Origin of the sequence: Collinsella sp. AF39-11AT (assembly GCF_003474585.1) — a bacterium.
GTDB lineage: Bacteria > Actinomycetota > Coriobacteriia > Coriobacteriales > Coriobacteriaceae > Collinsella.
Window position 1 is genome coordinate 1 of the sequence record NZ_QROG01000027.1, and the last position, 25,025, is coordinate 25,025.

Here is a 25,025-nt window from a genome sequence, read left to right on the forward strand (position 1 = left end):
AATGTGCTTTCCGTCTTGCGCAGGACTGTAGAGCAGCAAACTTAACCCCCGCCCCCAGCCCCGGAGACCCTCCCGGATGGCCCCAAAAATTTTTTCAAAAAAGTTGTTGCGCGCCGGACAGACTTCTGTGTATACTAATCCCCGCAGCGCACGCGAGCGGAAACAAACGCGAACGTCTGCCTGGGGAGTTAGCTCAGTTTGGTTAGAGCGCCGGCCTGTCACGTCGGAGGTCGCGGGTTCGAGCCCCGTACTTCCCGCCAACGCAATTAAAGCCACGTCTTCGGACGTGGCTTTTTGCGTTTGATGCACTTTGTTTCGATAGAACGATCGCCCTGGCGCATCTTCGCCCAGAATCCCCGCCCCTTCGGGAACGCAAGTAAAATCTAATAAGCATATCTGTCTAAACAACAGCTTTGTTGCGCAACACCTGTTCAACGAAGCAGGGGGTTAGGTTATACTAAATTGCACTGTGGGCCGCATCTGATGCATTTCGCTCCAAGCGCGGCATTCAGTGGATATCCGATTTACCATTTGGATGTCCTGCGGTCATTTAGCGTCTCGACACAAGCTCGGCCCCGGAGCTCGTTCGAGCTGTTCGTATTCCTTGAAAGGGGAAAAATGGACATATCGAGGAAGACTGATTACGCCCTTCGTATGCTGGCGATGCTTGCCGAGGATCCGGAGCGTTTGCTTTCTGTTCGCACCGCTGCCGAAGAGGTCAATGTTCCGTATTCGTTTGCCCGCTCGATTCAGCACGGTTTGGTCCAGGCCGGTATTGTGGAGAGCCTGCGTGGCGTCCACGGTGGCATGCGTCTCAAGGTCAGTCCGGACGACGTCACCATCCGCCAGGTCGTCGAGGCCGTTCAGGGCCCTATGGTTATGAATGATTGCACCGCACCCGATGGCGACTGTGCACGCATGGGCACGTGCTGCTATCATCCCCTGTGGGCCGGAGCTCAAGCGTTGATGCGCGATTACCTCGATTCCGTTTCGCTCGGCGACATCGTCGCTCACCGCCAGTTCCCGGCCGTCGATCCCAAATTCGCCGACCGCGAAGCGTTTCCCGAGTACGCCACCTGCGCGTGCGCTTGCCGGGAGGAATAGCGCCGCATAAGGAGCATAGATATGATTCAGGACCCCTTTCGTTCGATGATTCGTTCGGAAGGGGTCCTGCGTTATCGTGACCTTCCGTGGCGCCGCACGCGCGATCCGTACATCATTTGGCTTTCTGAGGTCATGCTGCAGCAAACACAGGTACCACGCGTGGAGACGCGTATGCCGGCGTGGCTCGATCGCTTTCCGACCGTGCAGGCGCTTGCCCAGGCCGCGCCTTCCGATGTTTTGGACGCTTGGCAGGGCATGGGCTACAACCGACGCGCTCTGGCGCTTCACGGGGCCGCTCAACGGGTCGTAGAGGATTGGGGCGGGGAGTTTCCGCACGAGACGCGTGACTTGGTCGCTCTGCCTGGTATTGGCCCGGCAACGGCGCAAGGTATCCGGTCGTTTGCGTTTGATCTTCCGGGCGTGTATCTGGAGACCAACGTGCGCACGGTCTTTCTGCATCACTTCTTTCCCGATGTACCGGCTGTTCCCGATCGCGAGCTGGTGCCGCTGATTCAGGCGGCCTGTCCGGCGGCCCCCGGTGCGGCGACCGACGAGATCGCTCCCTTTGCCGTGCCGCTCGATGATGCCGATACGCCGCGCGCGTGGTATTACGCGTTGCTAGATTACGGCGCATATCTAAAAAAGACGTTGCCCAATCCGTCCAGGCGCTCGGCGGGCTATAGCCGTCAATCAAAGTTTGAGGGCTCACGTCGCCAAAAGCGCGCGCATATCGTGCGCATGTTGCTGGCAGCGCGCGATGGCCAGCCGGCGGGGATTACGCTTGCTGATGCCGTGGTGGGCGTTAACGAGATGGAAGCGGCGGCTGGGCGTGGACCGGTCGAGCGCGAGCTTGTCGCGGGCATTCTGGCCGACCTGGAGCGTGAGGGCTTTTGCCGAGCCGAGGGCGATCGCTGGCTGAGCATCTAGCCCGTGCAAATCTGAAGAACAGGATTGTAAGGTTTAGATTTTCGGCATGAGGGCATCCTAAAGACGAGGCCGCTCGAAGCCTACGGGCGGCATGCGTTGAAGGGAAGTACACCTATGGATTTTGAGAATTCTCAAACCAAGAAGAACCTCGAGACCGCTTTTGCCGGTGAGTCCCAGGCACACACCAAGTATCGCTACTATGCCTCCAAGGCCAAGAAGGACGGCTACGTTCAGATCTCGAACATCTTTGCCGAGACGGCTGGCAACGAGTCCGAGCACGCCAAACTGTGGTTTAAGTATCTGCACGATGGCGCCGTCCCCGATACCCTGGACAATCTGCGCGATGCCGCCGCGGGTGAGAACTACGAGTGGACCACGATGTACGACGAGTTTGCCAAGACCGCCGAGGAAGAGGGCTTTGCCGAGATTGCCGCAAAGTTCCGTGGTGTCGCCGCCGTCGAGAAGGCCCACGAGGAGCGCTACAACAAGCTCGTCGAGCGCATCGAGTCGGGCGAGGTGTTTGAGCGTGAGGGCGTAAAGGTGTGGAAGTGCCTGAACTGCGGGCACCTGCACGTTGGTGCCGAGGCGCCCGAGGTGTGCCCGGTGTGCAACCACCCGAAGGCGTACTTTGAGGAGCAGGTGGTGAACTACTAGCGCGTGGCGCTGGCTGTTGCGGAGCGCAGGGCGGGGGAAACACCTTTCCCTCTCGCTCACGGCTCCGCAGGGTCGCGCGAGGCAAAGGTGTTTCCCCCGCCCTGCGCTCCGGCTTCGGGTCGTCGCGTGCTCGTTACTGAAAAGCTGATATTAAAGATTGTGTGCCGCCCCTTTTTGGGGCGGCACGTTTTGTGTGGGGTCTCGGTCTCCACAATTTTCGTCAAGCTTTTGGTTAGATTTTGGTTAGTTGGCGGGTTGGCGGAAGGGCAAAAGACCATTCGATAAAAAAGCTCAGAGAAAGTGCTGGTAGGGGAGTTGTTGAGGTTTTCGACAGCTTTTGTCAACAAGAAACTTTGCGGCTATTGCTACGGATTGCGTTGTCGCGGTCATGGCGGTGCGGGATGCTGGGCGTAAGCGTCGAATGCTCCGATTTTGGAGGCCAGCATGGATTTGTTTCTTGAGACTCCGCAGCAACAAGCTGAGCGCATGCTGCGTCAGCAGCAACGACTCATGGAGATGCAAATGCAAGGGGCGGCAGTCCAGCCCTTTGCGCAAAATGTCGTGCCCGCTGCTGTACCTGCAGCTGTGCCCGGGTGTGAATCGGCACCAGAGGCCTATTCCGTACAGCAAGATTCATATGCGCAGGAGCTCGCGTTCGACAAGCGTCGTGCGCGTCGTCGCCGCGTGGGCCAGCGCCTGCGCACCTTGGCGATGATCGTGCTCATCCCGCTGGGGCTTGCGGCCATCTTTCTGGCGTCGTATGCCCTCACGTGCATCCTCAACGGCGCATCGCCCAACGAGGTGCTCCAGCATCTAGCGGCCCTAGGCCAGCGCTTAGGTGACGTCATAACAACCATCCGCGCCGGCTGGGAGAGTTAGCGTTTGTCACATTAGGACTTCTAGGGTGTAGGGATTCTCGCCACGAGTAGGATTCTTGCATCCTGTGGGTCCTGTCGTGCGACTGAATAGTATTATTGAAGATGAATAATAATAGGATTTGCTATGTATAAGCAGGATTTAGAGCAGACTCTTTTGGATATTGACGAAGAGGCGGAGCTGGAAATAGGTCCAAGAGACGATAGGCCGAGCGTTGTATTGGTGGGAGGAAGCGCCTTCATGCTAAACGATGTGACGAATCGGTCGGTTACACATGACATTGATGTGTTTGAGGCAGACAGGCGCCTCCGCGAGATCATAGCTCGATACCCCGAGGTGAATGGCATGGTAGTGGCATATTGCAACCAGATGCCATTCAATTACGAAGATCGACTGATCCCATTGGAGATCGGGGCGCATTTTATCAGGTACTTTACGCCATCTTTGGAGGATCTGGCGGTGATGAAGCTTTATGCCTATCGTCCGAACGACATCGTCGACCTCCATAGTCGAACATTTATCGACCGACTTGATTGGGATCTGCTCGAGCGGCTTATATTCGATGAAGGAGAGGCGTTGGCCTCGTCGCCTTCAGAGCGGAGTTATCAAGAGATGGTCTGTGCATACAGGCAATACAAAAAGGAGGTGCTCGGTTGAATCTGACTTTTGAGGGATTTTTGAAAGGCTATTGCCGAGAGCTGTCCGGACAGCAGTCGCTGAGTTTTAGGAAGCTTGTAAAGCAGGCAACAACGGTTGAGCCGCGTGTGGCGGAGCCTCTGTTTTTGCTCGCTTTGGCGCAGGGTAAGGCCGAATACGTTCTGGGTTTATCCGAGGGCTCGTGGATGGAAGAGGGCTATCGAGGTGTTTTGTCTCTGTATGGCCAAGCGAGTAGCCTGGCATCTCTATGCTCCGAGGATAAGCTCCCCAATCGTTACGCCAACGTTTGGCGTGCGTATAGAGGGGTGAAAGAAAAGCCAGCGGCCGACAGAAGGGTGAACGCCCTGATGAGAAAGAGAACACTTAAAGCATTGGAGGAATCGGGTGTAACGCGCTACGGTCTCTGCCGCGATTTGAATCTGAATAAGGGAAACGTGTACGCATACTTAGCCGGTGATGACTCGAAGGTGAGCAGGAAGACAGCGCGTCGCATTATGGAATATGCGGAGGAGAGAAGCACCCAAGAAGGGGCCGGGCGCCCGGTGCGTGTGGCGGGGTAAGATTGATCGCGGTTTTGATTGATAATCGATTGGGTTTGTTGGGCGGAGTCTATGTCTGCTATTGATATTGTGCTTGTTGTGATCGCCTTGGTGGCGGTGGGGGTTGCTGTGGCTTGCGCCCTCCAGCTCAAGAGCCTGCGTGCCGAGCTGCGGGAGCGTGGCGACAGTAGCGCGGAAACGCTGGCAGCGCTCGAGCAGGCCAACAGCACGCTCGACACCCTGAACGTCGCGTTGGCCGAAACCCGCCGCACGGCAAATGCCATCGCGCAGCAGCAGACGACCGACGCCGCCGTAGAGCAGCAGCGCTACCTGACCATTGCGCGCGAGTTCTCGCAGGCCGGCGACCGTATGGATGACCTGCGCCGCGAGACGGCCCAACAGCTTGGCGCCAACCGCGAAGGCATCGAGCATCGCCTGGACAAGGTGCGCGAGACGGTCGATGCTCAGCTGGGCGCCATCCGCAAAGACAACAACGTGCAGCTCGACCAAATGCGCGCGACGGTGGACGAGAAGCTCTCTCGCACACTCAACGACCGACTGTCGGCATCGTTTAAGCAGGTGAGCGACCAGCTCGAGGCCGTGTACAAGGGCCTGGGCGACATGCAGTCTATCGCCGCCGGCGTGGGCGACCTTAAGCGCGTGCTGGGCAATGTCAAGGCGCGTGGCATTTTGGGCGAGGTGCAGCTGGGCGCGATCCTGGCGGACATCCTTACGCCCGACCAATATCTGGAAAACGTCGCCACCAAGCCCGGCGCCTCGGAACGCGTTGAGTTTGCTGTCAGGCTGCCGGTAGACGAGGGCGACCCCGTGCTGCTGCCGATCGACTCCAAGTTTCCGGGCGACGCGTACGAGCATCTGCTCGACGCCCAGGAGTCTGGTGACGCTGAGGCCGTCGCCGCAGCGCGCAAGACGCTCGATACGATGGTGAAACGCGAGGCCAAGGACATCTGCGAAAAGTACCTGAGTGTGCCGGCAACGACCAACTTTGGCATCATGTTCGTGCCGTTTGAGGGGCTGTACGCCGAGATCGTCAGCCGCCCCGGGCTTATCGAGATCCTGGGCCGCGACTATCACGTCAACGTAGCCGGTCCCAGCACCATGGCGGCCATCCTCAATAGTCTGCAGATGAGCTACCAGACGTTTAGGCTGCAAAAACGTACCGACGACGTACTGCGCGTGCTCTCCGCCGTCAAGGCCGAGCTGCCGCGCTATCAGGCGGCGCTGCGCCGCGCCCAACAGCAGATCGAGACCGCAGGCAAAACGGTCGAGGGCATCATTACCACGCGCACCAACGTCATGGAGCGCAAGCTCAAGGACATCGACGCGCTGGAGGATGCTGAGGAAGCCGACGCGATTTTGGGCTTGGAGTCCGCAGGCCTGCTCGCAGACCAAAAAGACGAGGACTAGTCGCAACGGACGGTGGGTCGCCGGCGTAAACGCGGGTGCCCCATCGCTTTTCGCATCGTGCTTGCCTGAAGTGCGCTTCAATGTGCAACAATGGCGTTTCGCCCTATCAGATGCGAAAGGAAGCCCATGTCTCAGAGAAGCACCAGTCCGCTCAGCCGCTCCACCGTGCGCCGCACGCTGCAGCGGTTTTGGGGTGTCACGCGCACGCAGCCGCTGATTGTCTTTCTCTCGGTGCTCTCGTCGGCGGGCTACATCTTTTTGCTCACGTTTGCCAACACCTACGTGATGGCCCTCATCGTCGACCGCGTCCAGGCCGGCCCCGTGGCGGGCGATCAAGTATTCGAGGTCTTCGGCCCCTATATCCTGGCGCTCGTACTCGTTAACCTGGTGGGTCAGATCCTCTCCAAGCTGCAGGACTACACCGTCTACAAGCTCGAGATCGCAGGCAACTACCACCTGGCGCGCCTGTGCTTCGACACGCTCTCCAACCAATCCATGACATTCCATACCAGCCGCTTTGGCGGATCGCTTGTGAGCCAGACAAGCCGTTTTATGAGCGGCTACACGGGTCTGGTCGACGTGACGGTGTATTCGCTCATCCCCACCATCACCTCGGTAATCTGCACCGTGGCCGCACTCGCCCCGGTGGTGCCGACGTTTACCGTGATCCTGGTGGGCATCATGGTCGTCTACATCGCGTTTGTCTGGCTTATGTACAAGCGCATCATGCCGCTTTCGGCCGCGACGTCCGCTGCGCAGAACAAGCTCTCGGGCGTGCTCTCCGACGCGGTCACGAACATCTTGGCCGTCAAAACCTGCGGGCGCGAGGACTTCGAACGCGATCTGTTCGACGCCGCCGATCGTGCCGCGCGCGACGCCGAGACGGTCTCGATGCACGCCATGATGCAGCGCAACTTTACGACCTCGGGCCTTATCGTCATCACCATGGCCGTGGTGAGTGTGTTCGTGGCGGGCGGTAATGCGTGGTTTGGCGTCTCGGCCGGCTCGCTCGTCATGATCTTTACCTACACCTATAACCTCACCATGCGCCTGAACTACGTAAGCTCCATGATGCAGCGCATCAACCGCGCTTTGGGCGATGCGGCCGAGATGACGCGCGTGCTGGACGAGCCACGCTTGGTGGCAGACGACCCGGATGCCCCCGAGCTCAAGGTGGGCGAGGGCGCGATTGATTTTGAGCACCTGAGCTTTGCATACCGTGACGCCGCGGCGGGCGAGAGCGTATTCGACGACTTGACGCTCCATGTGGCGGCGGGCCAGCGCGTGGGCCTGGTGGGCAAATCGGGCTCGGGCAAGACGACGCTTACCAAGCTGTTGCTGCGCTTGGACGATGTGCAGGGCGGCCGCGTGCTCGTGGACGGCCAGGACGTCTCGCGCTGTACGCAGCAGAGCCTTCGCCGTCAGGTGGCCTACGTGCCACAGGAGGCGCTGCTGTTCCACCGCTCCATTCGCGAGAATATCGCCTACGGCCGCCCCGACGCCACCGACGAGCAAATTCGTGAGGCGGCGCGCCTGGCCAATGCCCTGGAGTTTATCGACCGCCTGCCCCATGGCTTTGACACCATGGTGGGCGAGCGCGGTGTCAAGCTTTCGGGCGGCCAGCGCCAGCGCGTGGCCATTGCCCGTGCCATCCTCACCGACGCGCCGATTCTGGTACTCGACGAGGCGACGTCTGCCCTCGATAGCGAGTCCGAGGCGTTGGTGCAGGAAGCTCTCGAGAACCTGATGCGCGGCCGCACCTCCATTGTGGTGGCGCATCGCCTGTCCACCGTGGCGGCGCTCGACCGCATCGTGGTGCTGGCGGATGGCGAGATCGTCGAGGACGGCACGCATGTGCAGCTCGTCGAGGCGGGCGGCGAGTACGCGAGCCTGTGGAGCCGTCAGACCGGCGCATTCTTGGAGGCGTAAACGTCTCGGACGTGGGACAATTGTGCCCATAAGTTTATTGTGCCGTTGAGCCGAGGAGTCGTTATGCCACGCGAGACCAATGCCGCCAAGCGCGAGCGCGCCATCGAGGTGTGTGAGCGCCTCAACCGTCGCTATGGCCCGGTCGAGTGCTTTTTGGACCACGAGAATCCCTTCCGCCTGCTGATCGCGGTGCTGCTTTCGGCGCAAACGACCGATGCGCAGGTCAACAAAGTGACGCCGCGGCTGTTTGCCCAGTGGCCCACGCCCGAGGCCATGGCCGGGGCGAGCGTAGCTGACGTGGCGGACACCATCAAGTCGCTCGGCTTTTATAAGAGTAAGGCTAAGCACGCCGTGGAGGCCGCGCAGATGATCGTCGCCGACTATGGCGGCGAGGTGCCGGCCGACATGAAGGAACTCGTGAAGCTGCCGGGCGTGGGACGCAAGACGGCGAACATCGTGCTCAACGTGGGGTATGGCATCGTGGAGGGCATTGCGGTGGACACGCACGTCAACCGCATTGCGCACCGCCTGATGCTGAGTCCCAAGACACATGCCAAGGAGCCGCTCAAGACCGAGCAGGATCTGCTTAAGATTTTGCCGCACGAGTATTGGGAGTCGGTCAACCATCAGTGGATCACCTTTGGCCGCGAGATCTGCGACGCCCGCAAACCCAAGTGTGACGAGTGTCCGCTGGCAGATTTGTGCCCCAGCGTGCGCGTGGCGGGGTAGGGCGGAACGCATCTTCGTCTGGCGTTTTTTGCGGGGCTGGGTTTGCCCTTGAGCCGGAGTCCTCTCCATGCGCTACCATGACAGACAATGTATTTGACGTACGACCCGCCGAGCTTGCCCCGGCGGGCTTTTGGCGTTGCGATGCCGGAGGAACAGCATGCTCATTCACCGTATAGCCGCGCAGCTCTACACTGCCGAGGCGCTGCAGACCGTCGAGGCCGGACTCGATGCCGGCGAGGACGTGACGCTGGCCGTGTCGCAGTCGGGCCGCACGCTCATGGCGGCAGCCCAGTTTGCGCGCCGCCCGCGCCCCACGGTCTACATCGTGAGTGGCGAGGACGCGGCCGATCGCACCGCACGCAGCCTGGCCGCCTATGTGGGCCTGGCGCACGTGTGCCGCTTTCCCGAGCGCAAGGACTACCCCTGGCGCGAGCAGGCGCCCGACGACGCCGTCGTGGCGCAGCGCTGCGAGGCCCTGGGACGCATCGTGCGCGGGGACAACTGCATCATGGTTGCCTCGGCCCGTGCGCTGTTGCGCTGCGTGCCGCCGGTCGAGAGTCGCTATTGGGAGTCCACGACCTTTGCGGTGGGCGAGGAGATTCCTTTTGACGAGGTGCCGCAGCGCCTGGTGGGCATGGGCTACACCAATGCCGGCGCCGCCGACGCGCCCGGTCTGTTCCGCGTGCACGGCGACACCGTCGAGGTGTTCCCCGCACAGGAAAAGGCGCCCGTGCGCATCGAGTTCTTTGGCGACGAGATTGACCGCATCCGCCGCATGGTGAGCTCCACGGGCCAAACCATCGGCAACGAGGACAGCATCGAGATCTTCCCCTGCCGTGAGCTGGCGCTTACCGACGATGCCGTCCACAACATGCACGTGGCGCTCTATCGCGCCAGCCAGGACGACAGCAAACTGGCGGCGCTGCTCGAGATGGTGGATGCGCGTATCGTCACGCCCGAGCTCGACCGCTTTTTGCCGGTGATGTACGGCCAGACCGTAAGCCCGTTGGCGCACGTGAGCGGCAAGGCGCTCGTGGTTCTGTCCGAGCCGCGCTCGCTGTTCGACGACTGCCTGCGCGCCTACGAGGATATTGAGACCCGTGCCGGCGAGGCAGGGATTGACCGCCTGGATGGTCTGTACGTGCGCGCCCAACAGCTCGATTTTGGTGCCCAGCAGCGCCTGAACTATGTGAGCCTCATCCGTGCCGGCGGTGCGGTGACGGCCGAGCTCAAGATTGAGCAGCCGGCCATCGCAGGCTCGGACAACCGTTTTATGACGCGCATCCAGGAGGTCGTGGGCAAGCGCTATGCCTGCGTGTTTGCCATCCCCGACCGCGGCGCGCGCGAGTCGATGGAGCTCACCTTTGGCGACGAGGGCATTACCTTTGAGGAATCGCTGACGGCCGCCCCCGAAAACGCCGGCGTCATTGGCGACCGCGTGCGCGTGGCGGCGGCGGATTCTGCCGACCGTGCTGTTCGCCAGGAGGCCCATGCTTCCATTCGCGAGCGCAAGGCCGACGCGCTCAACGCCCGCTCGCTCGAGGCGGGTGCCGCCCAGGCTGCCGCCGGTGCCGCCGTGCCCACCATCTCGCGCGGGCGCGTGACCTTTGTCGATGCCGCCTTGCCGCAGGGCGTGGTGGTGCCCGATGCCAACCTGGCCGTGTTCTCGATTGCCGACCTCAACGCCCGCATGGATGCCAACCGCGCGCGCAGCCGCCGCAAGGTGGACATTACGCAGATCACGTTCCCGTTTAAGCCGGGCGACTACGTGGTGCACGCCACTCACGGCATCGCGCTCTTTAGCGAGATCGCGCGCCAGGAAGTGGGCGGCAAGGAGCGCGACTACTTTTTGCTGGAATACGCCGATGGCGACAAGCTCTACGTGCCGCTGGAGCAGGTCGACCGCATTACGCGTTATGTTGGCCCCGACGGTGACAAGCCACGCCTGACCAGGCTCAACACCGCCGACTGGACGCGTGCCACCAATAAGGCGCGCAAGAACGCCAAAAAGCTGGCGTTTGACCTGGTCGATCTGTATACGCGCCGCTCTTCGATTACCGGTATCGCCTGCCCACCCGATACGCCCGAGCAGATTGAGATGGAGCAGAGCTTCCCTTACGACGAGACGCGCGACCAGCTGGAGGCCATCGCTGACATTAAGGCCGACATGGAGGCGCCCAAGCCCATGGACCGCCTGCTGTGCGGCGATGTGGGCTTTGGCAAGACCGAGGTCGCCCTGCGCGCGGCGTTTAAGTGCGTGGACTCCGGCCGCCAGGTCATGGTGCTCTGCCCCACGACCATTCTGGCCCAGCAGCACTACGAGACGTTCTTTGAGCGCTTTGCCCCGTTTGGCCTTGAGGTCGAGGTGCTCAGCCGCTTCCGTACGCCGGCGCAGCAAAAGCGCGCGCTCAAGGCATTTGCCGAGGGCACGATCGACGTGCTTATCGGCACGCATCGTTTGCTTTCCGCCGATGTGAACCCCAAGAACCTGGGCCTGGTGATCATTGACGAGGAACAGCGCTTTGGTGTGCAGCACAAGGAGCAGCTCAAGAACCTGCGCGAGCAGATTGACGTGCTTACGCTTTCGGCCACGCCTATTCCGCGAACCATGCAGATGGCCACGAGCGGCGTGCGCGACATGAGCCTGATCACCACGCCGCCGACTGGGCGTCGTCCCGTGATCGTGCACGTGGGGGAGTACGACCCCGACGTGGTGAGCGCGGCGATTCGCCTGGAGGTGGGCCGCGGCGGCCAGGTGTACTACGTGTCAAACCGCGTCAAGACCATCGACGACGCCGTGGCGCGCGTGCACGAGGCCGCGCCCGAGGCGCGCGTGGGCGTGGCGCACGGCAAGATGAGCCCGCGCGAGGTCGAGGACGTGATGATCGAGTTCGCGACCAAAAAGATCGACGTGCTCATCGCCACGACCATCGTGGAGAGCGGCATCGACAACGCGACCGCCAACACGCTCATCATCGAGGACTCGCAGCGCCTGGGCCTGGCACAGCTCTACCAGCTCAAGGGCCGCGTGGGTCGCTCTGCCACGCAGGCCTACGCGTACTTTATGTTCCCGGGCGAGCTGCCGCTCACCGAGGAGGCCACGGCGCGCCTGACTGCACTTTCCGAGTTCCAGGACCTGGGCAGCGGCATGCGTATCGCCATGCGCGACCTGGAGATTCGCGGCGCCGGTTCGCTGATGGGCGCTGAGCAGCACGGCAACCTGTCGAGCGTGGGCTTTGATCTGTTTACGCAGATGTTGGGCCAGGCCGTGGCCGAGGCGCGCGGCGATGACGACGCCGGCGTGGAGGCGGCGAGCGTGGGTATTAATCTGCCGGCCGATTACTTCTTGTCCGAGGAGTACCTGCCGGCGGTGGACCAGCGCGTGCTCGTGTACCGCAAGCTCGCAGCGGCCGAGGACCTGGAGAGCATCGACGAGGTGCAGGAAGAGACCGAGGCCGCGCATGGCGAGCTGCCGTTGGCGGGACTCAATCTGTTCAACCGCGCGCGTATCCGTATCCGCGGCGAGCGCTTGGGGCTCGAGAGCGTCACGCTCAGCGGCGGACGCATCACGTTTTTGGGCGTCGACGTGCCCAAGAAGGTGGCCTTTGAGTTTAAGAATCGGTACGGCGCGGTGAACTTCCCCAAGAGCCGCAAGCTGTCGGTGCCCTATAAGGCGGGCGCCGGTGCGGGCAGCGGCCTGGGTCGCGGTCTCGATGCCAACGACGGCACCGGCCCCGTGGCAGCCGCCCTCATGCTGCTGCAGCAGCTGGGCGCCAGCGATGACGACTAATGGGTCGACGCTGCAAACGCCCCATTTGGGCAATCTGACCTCATCGAAAGGAAAGCATGTTCGGATACATCTATAAGAAAGATGTCGCCATGATCGCGGTTGTCCTGTGCCTTTGTCTGGGCGTGGGCAGTTTCTTCGATTATCAGATCTCGAGCGCGCTCTTCAATATCGGCAGCATGTACGGTCGCTTTATCGAGGCCGCTGGCGAGCTGCCGTTCGAGCTGACGGCGAGTATCGCGGGCGTCATGCTCGTGCGCGCGGTGCGTCCCGACTCCAGGGGGAGCAAATGGCTCGCCGTGCTCGGCATCCTCGTCAACGTTGGCCTGGCCGGCTACGAGATCGTCTCGTCCCTGAAGGTTGGCGGCAAACTCATCGCGGTTCAGCTGGTTCTGACGTTTGCATTGGTCATCGCGGCCAACCTCATCGCCTATCGCCTCACGCGCGACACCGACTCCGACGAGCTCACACGCTGGGCGCTGATGGTGCTTGCCGTGTGGGTCGCTCAGGCCATCATCCTCAACGTGATCGTCAAGCCGCTGTGGTCGCGCCCGCGCATGCGCGTGATCGAGGTGACGCAGGGACTCGATTTTCAGCCGTGGTGGGTGATCGGCAACCCCGACAAGTGGGCCTATATCGCCGCCGGCGTGATCAAGGACGGCTTTAAGTCGTTTGCGAGCGGACATACGGCACACGCGGCGATCGGCCTTATGCTCGCCGGGCTTCCCGCGGCGGCCTTTAAGGAAAAGCCGTCGCGCCGCCGCGCGGTCTTTTGGGTCGCCGCTGCGGTTGCGGCGTTCGTCGCCTTTGGTCGTATCGTGATCGGTGCGCACTTTTTGAGTGACGTGAGCTGCGGCTTTGCCCTGGTGCTGGCGCTCGAGTGCCTTGCAGCGCGCATTGCTTATCCGAGCGGCGTACAATAGCCCCATCTGAATCATCGGGCTCGTGCCCGGCTAGAGAGGATTACCATGCTCGCGTTTAACAATGACTATTCCCACGGCGCACATCCGGCAGTGCTGCAGGCGCTCGTCGACACTAATATGGAGCCGCAGCCCGGCTACGGCACCGATGCACACACCGAGCGTGCCAAGCAGCTTATCCGTGAGGCCTGCCAGGCGCCCGATGCCGACGTATTTTTCCTGGTAGGCGGCACACAGGCCAACGCGACGGTGATCGACATGCTGCTCGCGCCCTACGAGGGCGTCGTTGCCGCCGAGACCGGCCACGTTGCCTGCCACGAGGCTGGTGCCATCGAGTTTGGCGGCCACAAGGTACTCACCATCCCCGGCTACGAGGGCAAGATGCACGCCGAGGACCTCGAGAACTATATCCAGGTGTTCTACGAAAACGAGAGCTACGAGCACACGGTGTTTCCGGGTGCCGCGTACGTGAGCCTATCGACCGAGTACGGCACGCTGTGCTCCAAGGCCGAGCTCGCGGCGATTCATGCGGTGTGCCAGAAGCGCGAGATTCCGCTGTTTGTGGATGGCGCCCGCCTGGCCTATGCGCTGGCGGCCGATGAGTGCGACATTACCCTGCCCGAGCTGGCGCAGCTGTGCGACGTATTCTACATTGGCGGCACCAAGTGCGGCGCGCTCTGCGGCGAGGCTGTGGTGTTCTGCGGCATGCACGCTCCGGCGCATCCCATTCCGCGCATTAAGCAGCACGGCGCGCTGCTGGCCAAGGGCCGCCTGACGGGCGTGCAGTTTGAGGCGCTCTTTACCAATGGCCTGTATTTTGAGATCGGTCGCCAGGCGATTGAGACGGCTCAGGCGCTGCGCCGCGTGCTGCATGAGCGCGGCTACGAGTTCTTCTTGGAGACGCCTACGAACCAACAGTTCGTGATTCTGCCCAACGAGGATATGGCCCGCATTCGCGAGCACGCCTCGATCGAGTACTGGGAAAAGTACGACGAGACCCGCACCGTGGTGCGTTTTTGCACCAGCTGGGCCACGACGCAGGAGGACATCGACGCGCTGGCTGCCGTCCTGTAAGTTGATGCAATGACGAGGGCCGCCTTGCGCTTGGGTTTGGCGCAGGGCGGCCTTTGCTTTTGGGAGAAGGGTTGTATGACCGAGATGTCCGAGCCGACGATTCGCCTGGCGACGCCCGATGACGCGCCGGCGTTGCTTGCCATCTATGAGCCGTATGTGCGCCAGACGGCGATTACCTGCGAATACGAGGTGCCGAGCGTTGAGGAGTTCGCCGGGCGCATCGAGCATACACTGAAGCGCTACCCGTATCTGGTGATGGAGCTGGACGGGCGCCCGGTAGGCTATGCCTATGTGAGTCCGCTCAACAGCCGCGAGGCGTACGACTGGTCGGTCGAGACATCGATCTACCTGGCGCGCGACGTGCGCCACGGCGGACTGGGTCGCAGGTTGCACGACGCGCTCAAGCAGTGCCTGGTCGCGATGGGCATCACCAACATGTGCGCCCTCATCGCCGTGCCGCACGACAAGGACGACGAGTATCTAACGCACAACAGTCAGGATTTCCATGCCCATATGGGGTATCGCCTGGTGGGTGCCTTCGACCGCTGCGCTCAAAAGTTCGGTCGCTGGTACGACATGTGTTGGATGGAGTTGGTCCTGGCCGAGCGCACGCCCAACCAGCCCAAACCAACCTGGTTCCCCGATCTCCTCAAACCTACCATTTAGGGACAGGTTTATTTTGGCAGGTTTTATCTGGGCAAACGTTGCAAGCCGCTGCGAAGGATGCGGATACCTTCGCGGCGGCTTTTGTTTTGGGTGTGTATGACCAAGGCGATTGACCTGCGGATATAATAAAACCCCAGATAAAACCTACCAAAATAAACCTGTCCCTAAATGGTAGGTTAGCCGATGGGCTCGGTGTATTTGGCGCGGTCGGTGCGCTGGATGCGCTTGGAGATATGGAGCGGGCGGCCGTCGGTGTCGTAGACGTAGTCGGTGATTAGGATCAGCGCCTGCCCGCGCTCGACGTTGAGCAAAAACGCCTCGTTTTGCGAGGCATAGCACACCTCAAAGGTCTTATGCCCCTGCGCCGGCGTACGATGGAACTCCTGGCGCAGCGTGGCGTAGAGCGAACCGTTGATATCGCGATCGATGAGCGCCTCAAAGCTTGGCGGCAGATAGGTGGTCTCCAGGCACAGCGGTGCTTCGTCCAGATAGCGCAGGCGGACGAGCTTGACGAGTTTGCTGCCCACGGCGGCATCGAAAAACTTGGTCACGTCGCCGGCGGCCTTGGCAAAGCCCGAGTCCACCGTGCGCGTGGTGGGCTTCATGCCCTGGCCTTCGACCTGCTTGGTATAGCTCGAAAACACCAGGTTGTTCTCGTGGAGCGCGGGCGTGTCGGCCACAAAGGTGCCACGTCCGCGCTCGGTGCGCACCAGGCCCTCGTCAACTAACACCTTAAGCGCGTGGCGCACGGTGCTGCGCGACAGCCCCGATTCGTCCATGAGCTCCATCTCGGACGGCAGCTTGTCTCCGCGTGCGTAGGTGCCGGCGGCGATGCGGTCACGCAGCGTACTCGCCAGACGCTCGTATTGGGCCAAGTTCTTTTTTGACGAAGTGCTCATGCGAACGACCTGTATCTAACCTGTATGCTTACTGAACCAAGCATGTATCCAACATGACAACAAAACCGCTGGTAATGGATTGTCGAAAACTTTACCAGCAAAAATTCTAAGACAAATATAGCATACAACTAGTCGACATAACCAAAACGTGTATGTAACTTGTATGCCATCGAGAGCATCAAACGAGAAGAAAGGCTGATGCACGATGACTACTCAGGAACAGGTTAAGGATGTCGTCTCCCAGGTTTTGGCTGACAAGGCAGACAAGGGCGGCATCAAGCGCGTTGTGTGGATCGGCGCCGGCGGATCTAACGGTGGTAACTATCCTGCTCAGTACTTTATGGAGCACGAGGCTACGCAGGTCGTGAGCTCCAGCTACACCAGCAACGAGTTCGTGCACGCAACCCCTGCCTACGTCAACGAGAACACCCTGGCCGTCGTCGTGTCCATGCGCGGCACCAAGGAGACCATCGTCGCCGCCCAGGTCGCCAAGGACCACGGCGCCAGCACCATCGCCATCTATGTTGACGAGTCCGGCCTCACCGAGGTCTGCGACTACAAGATCCAGTACGACAGCTTGGCCGTCGATGAGTCCTGCATGGGCCGCACCAACTCCGCCGTCGTGACCATGATCGCCATGGAGCTCACGCAGCAGACCGAGGGCTATGCCGAGTACGAGACCGCTATGGCCGCGTTCGACTTGGTCGACCCCATCTATCGCAAGGCTGTCGAGTACACCCGTCCGCTCGCTGCCAAGTGGGCCGAGCAGAACGCCGACAAGCCCTGCATCAACGTTATGGCTCAGGGCCCGCTCTTTGGTGCCGCCTACGTCTTTAGCATCTGCAACGTGCAGGAGATGCTGCAGATCGACTCCTGCACCATCAACACCTGCGACTTCTTCCACGGTCCCTTCGAGATCCTGGACAAGCGTACCTCGCTGTTCCAGCTCATCAGCGTCGGCCGCAGCCGCTGCAACGACGAGCGCGGCATCCGCTTCGTCAGCCAGTACGGTGGCGAGCGCGTCTATCAGCTCGACGCCAAGGAGCTCGGCCTCAACGACATCAAGGACAGCGTGAGCGAGTACTTCAACCACCTGATCTTTGCCCCGATCCTCAACAACGTGTATATGCGCGCGCTCTCTGCCGTCACCCACAAGGACTATATGACGCGCCGTTACATGTGGAAGCTGGACTACTAGTTACGCCGTTCTACCGAACGGCGTAACGGCTCGACGCTGCGCGCCCGGCATTTGGCCAATCTGCCGTTCAATTTCAAAGGCGCGACCAGAAGGTCAGCGCCTTTTCATTTCACGGCACCTTGGCTCAAATGACGGGCGCTCGCTGACGTTGCCAAAACGTCGGCGTCGTCGTGTTTGTTAAGGGGTTGGTGCATTGGGGCCAGGTTCATATGCACCAAGTTGGTGCATATGAACCTGGCCTCTTTGCACTAATGGGTTGTAGCGGAAAAGCAGATTTTCCCGTTTGCCGATTTGTGCCTTGAAAAATGTATATAACGACTATAACGTAGTGTGAAACATATTGGAAACAATACCGAGGAGGCTGCGTTGAAGAAAAGCAATCTGGGCTATGTGCTGGTGCTGATCGCCGCGCTTATGTGGGGCAGCATCGGAATCTTTGTAAACGGCATCTCGGCCATGGGCGTTACGTCCCAGAGTATGGCTGCCTTTCGCTTGTTGGTCGGAGCGCTTATCTTGGCGCCGGTCCTGATGTTTATGGGCTGCCGTTCGGGTGAGGGGTCTACCGTGGCTCAGGGTCCGCTGGCCCTGTTCAAGGCAAGCCCTAAAGAGCTTGTTTCCTGCGCGCTTGTCGGTATCGTCGGTTTGGCCGCCGCCAACACTTGCTATTACGAGTGTATGGGCGAGGTGGGCATGTCCACGGCCTCGGTGCTGCTCTACACCTCGCCGGTGTTTGGCGTCGTGCTCGGCCGCGTGCTTTATCGCGAGGACGTGACCCCCAACAAGCTCGTTGCCATCGCTTTTAACATAGGGGGCTGTGTACTTGCAGTAACTAATGGCGACCTTTCCGGTTTCCATTTTTCGGTTTGGGGCGTCACGTCGGGCGTGATTGCAGGCTTTTGTGGGGCGTCGCTCGCGGTGTTTAGCCGGATAGCAACCAAGACGGTCCACCCGCTGGCTGTCACGTTTTGGGGCCTTGTTTTTGGCGGTGCGGTTATGGCGGCTATCGCGGCTCCGTGGCCGGATGTCGCCGCGGCAATGTCGCCACAGCTGCTGCTGCTGTTCCTTGGCTTTGGACTCATCCCCACAGCCGTGGCTTACATCTTATATATGCAGGGTCTGTCCATGGGGCTCGAGACATCGAAAGTTCCCGTCGTAATGTCTTTCGAGACGGTCGTCACCGTACTGGTGGGCATTGGTGTCTATGCCGAGTCCGCCGGCGCGATCAAGGTCCTGGGTATTGTGCTGGTGCTCATGTCCATCCTGATTATGAACACCGACTTCTCCAAGCTGCGCAACAGTGTATTTGTCGGTCATGTCGCTGAGAGCATGACCTTTAAGCCCAACGCGTGGTGGACGGAGAAAACGCAGGACATGGATCTGTTTAAGGAGCGCACCGGCATCGCGCTGGAGCCCACCGTGCAGGAAAGCCCCTGGTACTTCGTGCGATAGAGGATTGCGCGCAGGGTCCGACTTGGGGTTATCCCGCCAGTGCCGGCCTGCCCAGCCCCAACGTTTCAAGTACGTTAAACCCGTCAACGGTCGATTTTCACCCGCGAACGGTCTTTATACTAATTAGCAATATCCACAACGTATAAGACGTTATAATGACCATAACGAAAAGGAGGAGGCAAGATGAATCAGATCATTCTCGCATCTCATGGCGGCCTGGCCGCAGGCGCCAAAGACACGCTCGAGATGGTTCTCGGCGACGTGTCGAACGTCCACGTCGTGTCGCTTGCTCGTGACGACAAGGAGCCCATCACCAACAAGGTGGACGCCATGATCGCCACGTTCAATGCGGACGACACCGTCTATGTGCTGACCGATATGCTCGGCAGCTCGGTCAACAACAGCATGGTCGAGCTTTCCCGCAACGGTGCGGCATTCACGGTGATCAGCGGTTTCAACATCCCGCTGGCACTGACGCTCGCTATGAGCCCCGCCCCCGTCAAGGGTGCCGAGCTCGCGGCCCTCATCAACGAGGCCCGCACCGGTCTGACCAACCCCAACGCACCGGTCGAGGCTGCCGCGGCTCCCGCCAAGAAGGCCAAGGCGCCCCGTCACAGCTCCGGTCCCGCCAAGATCGTCCTCGCACGTCTTGACTACCGTCTGCTGCACGGTCAGGTCGTCTTTACCTGGACCACCAAGGTTCAGGCCGAGCGCATCATCGTCGTCGACAACGCTGCCGCCAACGATGACATCAAGAAGGGCGCTCTCAAGCTTGCCAAGCCCCAGGGCGTGCGCCTGAACGTCTTTACCGTCGAGCGTGCCCTCGCCAAGATGGACAAGCTCAACACCCTCGGCGAGCGCGTCATGTTCGTCTTTGGCAACACGGCCGAGATGCTGCAGTTCTGCCAGGGCTACAAGCTCGACGCCATCAACCTGGGCGCCACCGCCAACCACGACGGTGCCGATCAGATCGGCGGCAAGGACAGCTCCGTCTTCCTCGACGCCACCCAGAAGGCCGACGTCAACCAACTGCTCGACATGGGCATCAAGCTCTATGTCCAGCAGACCCCTACGTATCAGAGCGTCGACATCGACGCCAAGCTGTAATCAACCAGGCTTTTGCCTGACTGAAAGGAGAAGGGTATGAATACGTTCATCAGTGCGGTGCTCGTCGGCCTCGTCGGCGTGTTCTGCATGTGGGACTCCCGCCTGCTCGGTCGTCTTAACTTCGAGCAGCCCCTCGTTGGCGCTACGCTCGTCGGTCTGCTGCTGGGCGATGTGCCCACCGGCCTTGCCGTCGGTGCCGCCGTCGAGCTCGTGTCCATGGGCCTGGTGCAGGTCGGCGCCGCCGTTCCGCCCGATATGGTCCTGGGCGGCATCGTGGCCGCTGCCTTTGCGTGCCTGACCGATGCTTCCGCCGAGACCGCCATGACGATCGCCATCCCGGTCGCCGTCCTGGGTCAGCTCCTCGGCATCGTGTTCCGTTCCATCATCGCCGCCCTCACCCATGTGGCCGATAGCGCGATTGATAACGGCAAGTTCAAGACCGCCTACCGCATGCACATCTGCGCCGGCTCCGGTCTGTACGCCATCATGTACTTCCTGCCGATCTTCCTGGCCGTCTTTGTCGGTACCGACCTGGTCCAAGCCATCGTCAACATGGTTCCCGAGTGGCTGTCCGTTGGTCTGAACGTCTCGACCAAGATCATGACCGCCTACGGTCTGGCCCTGCTGCTCACCATGATGATCAAGAAGGGTATGACCCCGTTCCTGTTCATCGGTTTCCTGCTCGCCGCCTACCTCAACCTGTCCGTCATCGCGGTCGCTCTGATCGGTGTGTGCCTGGCTATCGTCTTCATGGGCTTCAAGTTCAACGGTTCCCATGCAGCCGCCGGTGTCGATTCCGACTATGATCCGCTCGAAGACGACGAAGACTAAGGAGGAACACACTATGGCAACCGCAACCAAGGACGTGTCCCTGAACAAGAAGGTCAGCCAGTTCTTCTGGCGCTCCTGGGCCATCCAGGCCTCTTGGAACTACGAGCGTCAGATGAACATGGGCTTCCTCTACGGCATGGTCCCCACGCTCGACCGCCTCTACCCCGACGAGTCTGACCCCAAGCAGCTCGCTGCTAAGAAAGAGGCTTACCATCGTCACATGGCGTTCTACAACTGCACCCCGCAGACGAGCGCTTTTGTCCTAGGCCTCGCCGCCTCCATGGAGGAGGAGTACGCCAAGGATCCCGAGAACTTCGATCCCGATTCGATCAACGCGGTCAAGACCTCCCTCATGGGTCCGCTTTCCGGCATCGGTGACTCCCTCTTCCAGGGCACCATCCGCGTTATCGCCTTTGGCCTGGGCGTTCAGCTGGCTCAGCAGGGCTCCATCATGGGCCCGATCCTGGCCATGCTCATCTCCATCGTCCCCTCTGTGCTGATCACTTGGTTCGCAGCCAAGATGGGCTATCAGGGCGGCCACGAGTACCTGAGCAAGCTCCAGGGCGGCGACCTCATGGAGAAGCTCATGTATGTCTGCGGCATCGTGGGTCTTATGTCCGTGGGCGGCATGATCGCTACGCTGATCGGCGCCACCACCCCGCTGCAGTTCGCTGATGGCACCGTCGTGATCCAGGACATCCTGGACGGCATGATGCCCCAGATGATCTCCCTCGGCCTCACCGGCCTTATGTACTGGCTCATCAAGAAGAACGTCAACACCGGTTGGCTTCTCGTGATCGCCATCGTGGGCGGCATCGCCCTCTCCGCGGCCGGCATCCTGGCCTAGTCGCGACCCAGCGTCTAACCGCTTTCCCCCGGGGGCCTGCCTGGCATCCCATACCCCAGGCAGGCTTCCATCCCTAGATGTGTCAAAGAGACAGTCCCTTTGACACATCCTCAACGGGCCGGCGACTCGGTCCAAATTACGGTAACCCTGCGTGCGTCCGGCAAAGTGGCGCCGCAAAAATCGAAAGGAATGTGTCAGATGTACGAGATCGACCTTAACCTCCCTAAGCAGATCGTCGCTGACGTCCTGTCCAACCACGAGATCCACAGCGTCGCCTTCGTCGGCTGCGGTGCTTCCATGTCCGACCTTTACCCCGCCAAGTACTTCCTGGCCAACAACACGGACAAGCTGAACGTTCAGATCTTCACCGCTAACGAGTTCAACTACGACACGCCTTCCTGGGTCAACGAGCACACCTTCGTGATCACTTGCTCCCTCGGTGGCTCCACGCCCGAGACCGTCGAGGCCAACAAGACCGCCAAGAAGCACAACTGCCCGGTCGTCTCCCTCACCAACAAGGCTGGCTCCGCTCTGACCGTCGACGCCGACCACGTCATCGTCCACGGCTTCCACGCCAACTACGCTGCCAAGTGCGAGAAGCCCGGCTACGCCATCGCTCTTGCTCTCGAGATCCTTCAGCAGACCGAGGGCTATGACCACTACGAGGACATGATCACCGGCCTCACCAACGTCTTCGAGCTTTGCGAGAACGCTGCTCAGTCCGCCAAGGGCCTCGCCAAGCAGTTCGCCCAGGACTTCAAGGACGACGAGATGATCTACTTCATGGCCTCCGGTGCCTCCGAGAAGATGGCTTATTCTCACGCCGCCTTCCTGTTCACCGAGATGCAGTGGATCGATGCCGCCGCCTACAACACCGGCGAGTACTTCCACGGCCCGTTCGAGGTTTCCACCGAGGGTAAGCCCTACGTCTTCTTCATGTCCGACGGTGCCACCCGTCCGATGGACGCCCGCGCCCTCACCTTCCTTAAGCGCATGGGCGCCAAGGTCGCTCTGATCGACTCCAAGGACTACGGTCTGGCCGACGCCGTGCCGGCAAGCGTCGTCACCTACTTCAACCCGCTGCTGCACCTCGCCGTTATGCGCGAGTACGGCAACCAGATCGCCGAGGCCCGTCAGCACCCGCTGACCATGCGTCGCTACATGTGGAAGCTTTCCTACTAATCACAAGTAAGTAGACCTTACAGGTTGATTGAGAGGGGATGGGGTTTGCGCCCCGTCCCCTTTTTTGCTCTGGGGAGGGCGCGCCCGTCGCGCCGCAAAACCCCAGATAAAACCTACCAAAATAAACCTGTCCCTTTTTGGCGGGTGGGAGGAGATGCGTATGATCAAGGCAGTGCTGTTTGATATGGACGGCGTGCTGGTCGATACCGAGTGGTTCTACAACCGTCGCCGCGTGGCGTTTATGGAGGAAAAGGGGTTCCACTTTGACGAGATCCCCGATCTTTCGGGGTCTAACGAGCCTGCCATCTGGAAGTCGCTGGTGCCCGACGATGTTGAGCTGCGCGAGCGCTTGCGCGTTGAGTACAAGCAGGTCTACAGCCCGGTTCACCCTGTTCCGTATGCCGAGCTGCTCAACGAGCAGGCGGAGCCGGTGATGCGCGAGCTGCACGAGCGCGGCGTCAAGTGTGCCATCGCGAGCTCGTCCTATCGCGAGCTCATTGACGAGCTGGTGGAGATTGCCGGTATCACCGACGTGCTGGACTACACCATCAGCGGTCACGAGTGCAGTGCATTTAAGCCCGACCCCGAGATCTACCTGCGTGCCATGGAGGCACTGGGGGTGGAGCCTACCGAGTGCCTGGTTATCGAGGACTCGCCTTTGGGCATCGAGGCCGGCAAGCGCTCCGGCGCGCGCGTCCTGGCACTGCGTCCGCACGAGGGCGTTAACCTGGACCAAACGGGAGCCGACGCCGTCATCGACAACCTCGCCGACATTCTGACCGCTTTGTAGCGTCAATTCGCCGCAAGAAGTGCGGATTCACACGTCTCTTGCGGTGGATTGGCTCATTTTGGCTTTGATTTAGATCCGTTTGGCTTCGACTCGGACTAAGTGAGTAGACTTTTTGGCACATGCCGAGCACAAAGCGTATCTGCCTTAGTAAAACCGCAGGTCGGAGAGGTGGCTGTTTTGAGTGCGCTTGGTAGATCGCGAAAAGTCTACTCACTTAGAATTTGGCTCTTTGGTTGGGGAGCTGCTGGCTCGTTTTGGTTGTCGAGAGAGGGTGAATTGAAGCGCCCTCTCGCGCTCCATGCTACAATCGCCGGCATGCCCCACAATTACATCTGCCTTCGAAAGGAGCCTACGTGGCGAACGCCATCGATCAGCTCACGGACCGCGTGCTCGTGCTCGGCCGTCTCACCATCGTCCGCCGCGCCATTACTGCCGTGGCGGTCACCATCTCCGCCGTTCTCCAGACATTTCTGATTCAGGCGTTCATTCGCCCCGCCGACCTGCTTCCGAGCGGCCTCACCGGCGTCGCGGTCCTGCTCGATCGCGTCACCTCGCTCGGCGGCGTTCACATCGACATCTCGCTCGGCATGCTCGCGCTCAACATCCCCGTGGCGCTCCTGTGCTGGAGCGGCATTAGCAAGCGCTTCGTCATCTTCTCGATGATGCAGGTCATGCTCTCGTCGCTGTTCCTCAACGTCTTTCACTTCGCGCCGTTTTTGGGCGACAAGATCATGCTCATCATTTTTGGTGGCGTGGTCTCGGGTCTGGGCGCTGCCATCGCGCTTAAGTCCGGCGCATCCACCGGCGGCACCGACTTTATCGCGCTGTGGGTTTCCAACCACACGGGCAAGACCATCTGGGGCGTTATCTTTGGTTTCAACTGCTTTATCCTGGCGATCTTTGGCTTTATGTTTGGCTGGGACAACGCGGCGTACTCCATCGTGTTCCAGTTTATTTCGACCAAGACCATCGACAGCTTCTATCGTCGCTACGATCGCGTGACGCTGCAGATCACGACGCGCAAGGCCGACGAGGTCATGACCGCCTATGTTGACCATTTTCAGCATGGCATTAGCTGTGCCGAGGTCATTGGCGGATACAGCCGCGAGAAGATGTACCTGCTGCATGCCGTTGTCTCGACCTACGAGAGCCAGGACATTATCAAGCTGGTGTGCGACATTGATCCCGGCGCCGTGATCAATGTGTTCCATACGCTCAACTTTGTGGGCGGCTGGTGGGGCGGTCATGTCGACGAGCCCATGCCCACGGCCGTGCCCGATCCCGACAAGCCCGCGCGCATGGCCAGCAGGCAGGCGCGCCTCATCGATCAGGACAGCCTGCAACAGGACGACGGCAGGTAAGGATTTGCTGTATGCGGTGTATCGTTTTATGAGGCTTCGGTAGTTTGTGTGACAAGGGGCTAGCCTAGGCA

Annotated in this window: 22 protein-coding genes and 1 tRNA gene; 22 read left to right on the plus strand and 1 reads right to left on the minus strand. The window is 60.6% G+C overall.

The genetic code is table 11. The features are described 5' to 3' along the window. Positions 1 to 182 precede the first annotated feature (182 nt). The 14 genes from DW037_RS09190 to DW037_RS09255 all read left to right on the plus strand — a co-directional run bounded on the left by DW037_RS09190 (position 183) and on the right by DW037_RS09255 (position 15,290). Positions 183 to 260, plus strand: a tRNA-Asp gene (locus tag DW037_RS09190). A gap of 358 nt (positions 261 to 618) precedes the next feature. Then, positions 619 to 1,104 (plus strand): Rrf2 family transcriptional regulator, encoded by a 486-nt coding sequence (locus tag DW037_RS09195; protein WP_117629049.1) that lies wholly within the window; start codon positions 619 to 621, stop codon positions 1,102 to 1,104. Positions 1,105 to 1,125: 21 nt separating this feature from the next. Beyond that, a complete protein-coding gene (locus tag DW037_RS09200) occupies positions 1,126 to 2,031 on the plus strand; it encodes an adenine glycosylase (RefSeq protein ID WP_117758024.1) in 906 nt (301 codons plus the stop codon). A gap of 114 nt (positions 2,032 to 2,145) precedes the next feature. Continuing rightward, positions 2,146 to 2,685, plus strand: coding sequence for a rubrerythrin (gene rbr, locus DW037_RS09205; RefSeq protein WP_055252097.1), 540 nt, complete (start codon positions 2,146 to 2,148; stop codon positions 2,683 to 2,685). A 444-nt stretch (positions 2,686 to 3,129) separates the two neighbouring features. Next, positions 3,130 to 3,564, plus strand: coding sequence for a hypothetical protein (locus tag DW037_RS09210; RefSeq protein WP_117564953.1), 435 nt, complete (start codon positions 3,130 to 3,132; stop codon positions 3,562 to 3,564). A 123-nt stretch (positions 3,565 to 3,687) separates the two neighbouring features. Then, the gene (locus tag DW037_RS09215; protein WP_117770288.1) at positions 3,688 to 4,218 is read left to right on the plus strand and encodes a DUF6036 family nucleotidyltransferase; all 531 of its coding nucleotides are present in this window, start codon (positions 3,688 to 3,690) and stop codon (positions 4,216 to 4,218) included. After that, positions 4,215 to 4,778 (plus strand): transcriptional regulator, encoded by a 564-nt coding sequence (locus DW037_RS09220; protein ID WP_117629046.1) that lies wholly within the window; start codon positions 4,215 to 4,217, stop codon positions 4,776 to 4,778. The genes DW037_RS09215 and DW037_RS09220 overlap by 4 nt, the downstream gene beginning before the upstream one ends. 51 nt (positions 4,779 to 4,829) lie before the next feature. Then, a complete protein-coding gene (locus DW037_RS09225) occupies positions 4,830 to 6,185 on the plus strand; it encodes a DNA recombination protein RmuC (protein ID WP_118373206.1) in 1,356 nt (451 codons plus the stop codon). A gap of 126 nt (positions 6,186 to 6,311) precedes the next feature. Next, entirely contained in the window at positions 6,312 to 8,114 is a 1,803-nt protein-coding gene (locus DW037_RS09230) for an ABC transporter ATP-binding protein (RefSeq protein WP_118373207.1), read from the plus strand. 63 nt (positions 8,115 to 8,177) lie between these two features. Next, positions 8,178 to 8,843, plus strand: a complete 666-nt coding sequence (nth, locus tag DW037_RS09235; protein WP_035136768.1) for an endonuclease III — start codon at positions 8,178 to 8,180, stop codon at positions 8,841 to 8,843. A 157-nt stretch (positions 8,844 to 9,000) separates the two neighbouring features. Continuing rightward, a complete protein-coding gene (gene mfd / locus DW037_RS09240) occupies positions 9,001 to 12,633 on the plus strand; it encodes a transcription-repair coupling factor (RefSeq protein WP_118373208.1) in 3,633 nt (1,210 codons plus the stop codon). Positions 12,634 to 12,689: 56 nt separating this feature from the next. Continuing rightward, positions 12,690 to 13,553, plus strand: coding sequence for a phosphatase PAP2 family protein (locus DW037_RS09245; RefSeq protein ID WP_117629042.1), 864 nt, complete (start codon positions 12,690 to 12,692; stop codon positions 13,551 to 13,553). Positions 13,554 to 13,598: 45 nt separating this feature from the next. Continuing rightward, on the plus strand, positions 13,599 to 14,624 hold the full coding sequence (locus DW037_RS09250) for a low specificity L-threonine aldolase (protein ID WP_118373209.1): 1,026 nt from the start codon (positions 13,599 to 13,601) through the stop codon (positions 14,622 to 14,624). A 75-nt stretch (positions 14,625 to 14,699) separates the two neighbouring features. After that, positions 14,700 to 15,290 carry a GNAT family N-acetyltransferase gene (locus DW037_RS09255; protein WP_117629040.1) on the plus strand — a complete coding sequence of 197 codons (591 nt, stop codon included), beginning with the start codon at positions 14,700 to 14,702 and terminating at the stop codon, positions 15,288 to 15,290. A gap of 176 nt (positions 15,291 to 15,466) precedes the next feature. On the opposite strand, the gene DW037_RS09260 is transcribed toward DW037_RS09255, so the two are convergent. Further along, a complete protein-coding gene (locus DW037_RS09260) occupies positions 15,467 to 16,189 on the minus strand; it encodes a GntR family transcriptional regulator (RefSeq protein ID WP_117629039.1) in 723 nt (240 codons plus the stop codon). Positions 16,190 to 16,394: 205 nt separating this feature from the next. Between DW037_RS09260 and DW037_RS09265 the strand changes: the two genes are divergently transcribed. From DW037_RS09265 to DW037_RS09300, 8 genes are all read left to right on the plus strand, one after another. Next, entirely contained in the window at positions 16,395 to 17,387 is a 993-nt protein-coding gene (locus tag DW037_RS09265; RefSeq protein WP_117629038.1) for an SIS domain-containing protein, read from the plus strand. A gap of 366 nt (positions 17,388 to 17,753) precedes the next feature. Continuing rightward, positions 17,754 to 18,836: a DMT family transporter gene (locus DW037_RS09270; protein ID WP_117629037.1), complete on the plus strand. Its 1,083-nt coding sequence runs from the start codon at positions 17,754 to 17,756 to the stop codon at positions 18,834 to 18,836. A 183-nt stretch (positions 18,837 to 19,019) separates the two neighbouring features. Continuing rightward, positions 19,020 to 19,943: a PTS mannose/fructose/sorbose transporter subunit IIAB gene (locus tag DW037_RS09275; protein ID WP_117629036.1), complete on the plus strand. Its 924-nt coding sequence runs from the start codon at positions 19,020 to 19,022 to the stop codon at positions 19,941 to 19,943. A 36-nt stretch (positions 19,944 to 19,979) separates the two neighbouring features. Further along, the gene (locus tag DW037_RS09280; RefSeq protein WP_117629035.1) at positions 19,980 to 20,774 is read left to right on the plus strand and encodes a PTS sugar transporter subunit IIC; all 795 of its coding nucleotides are present in this window, start codon (positions 19,980 to 19,982) and stop codon (positions 20,772 to 20,774) included. A gap of 13 nt (positions 20,775 to 20,787) precedes the next feature. Then, on the plus strand, positions 20,788 to 21,621 hold the full coding sequence (locus DW037_RS09285; protein ID WP_117629034.1) for a PTS system mannose/fructose/sorbose family transporter subunit IID: 834 nt from the start codon (positions 20,788 to 20,790) through the stop codon (positions 21,619 to 21,621). A 198-nt stretch (positions 21,622 to 21,819) separates the two neighbouring features. Continuing rightward, positions 21,820 to 22,803: an SIS domain-containing protein gene (locus tag DW037_RS09290; protein ID WP_233505639.1), complete on the plus strand. Its 984-nt coding sequence runs from the start codon at positions 21,820 to 21,822 to the stop codon at positions 22,801 to 22,803. 160 nt (positions 22,804 to 22,963) lie between these two features. Beyond that, on the plus strand, positions 22,964 to 23,593 hold the full coding sequence (locus DW037_RS09295; RefSeq protein ID WP_158551578.1) for an HAD family phosphatase: 630 nt from the start codon (positions 22,964 to 22,966) through the stop codon (positions 23,591 to 23,593). 353 nt (positions 23,594 to 23,946) lie between these two features. After that, the gene (locus DW037_RS09300) at positions 23,947 to 24,954 is read left to right on the plus strand and encodes a YitT family protein (protein WP_117583851.1); all 1,008 of its coding nucleotides are present in this window, start codon (positions 23,947 to 23,949) and stop codon (positions 24,952 to 24,954) included. The last annotated feature ends 71 nt before the right edge of the window (positions 24,955 to 25,025 follow it).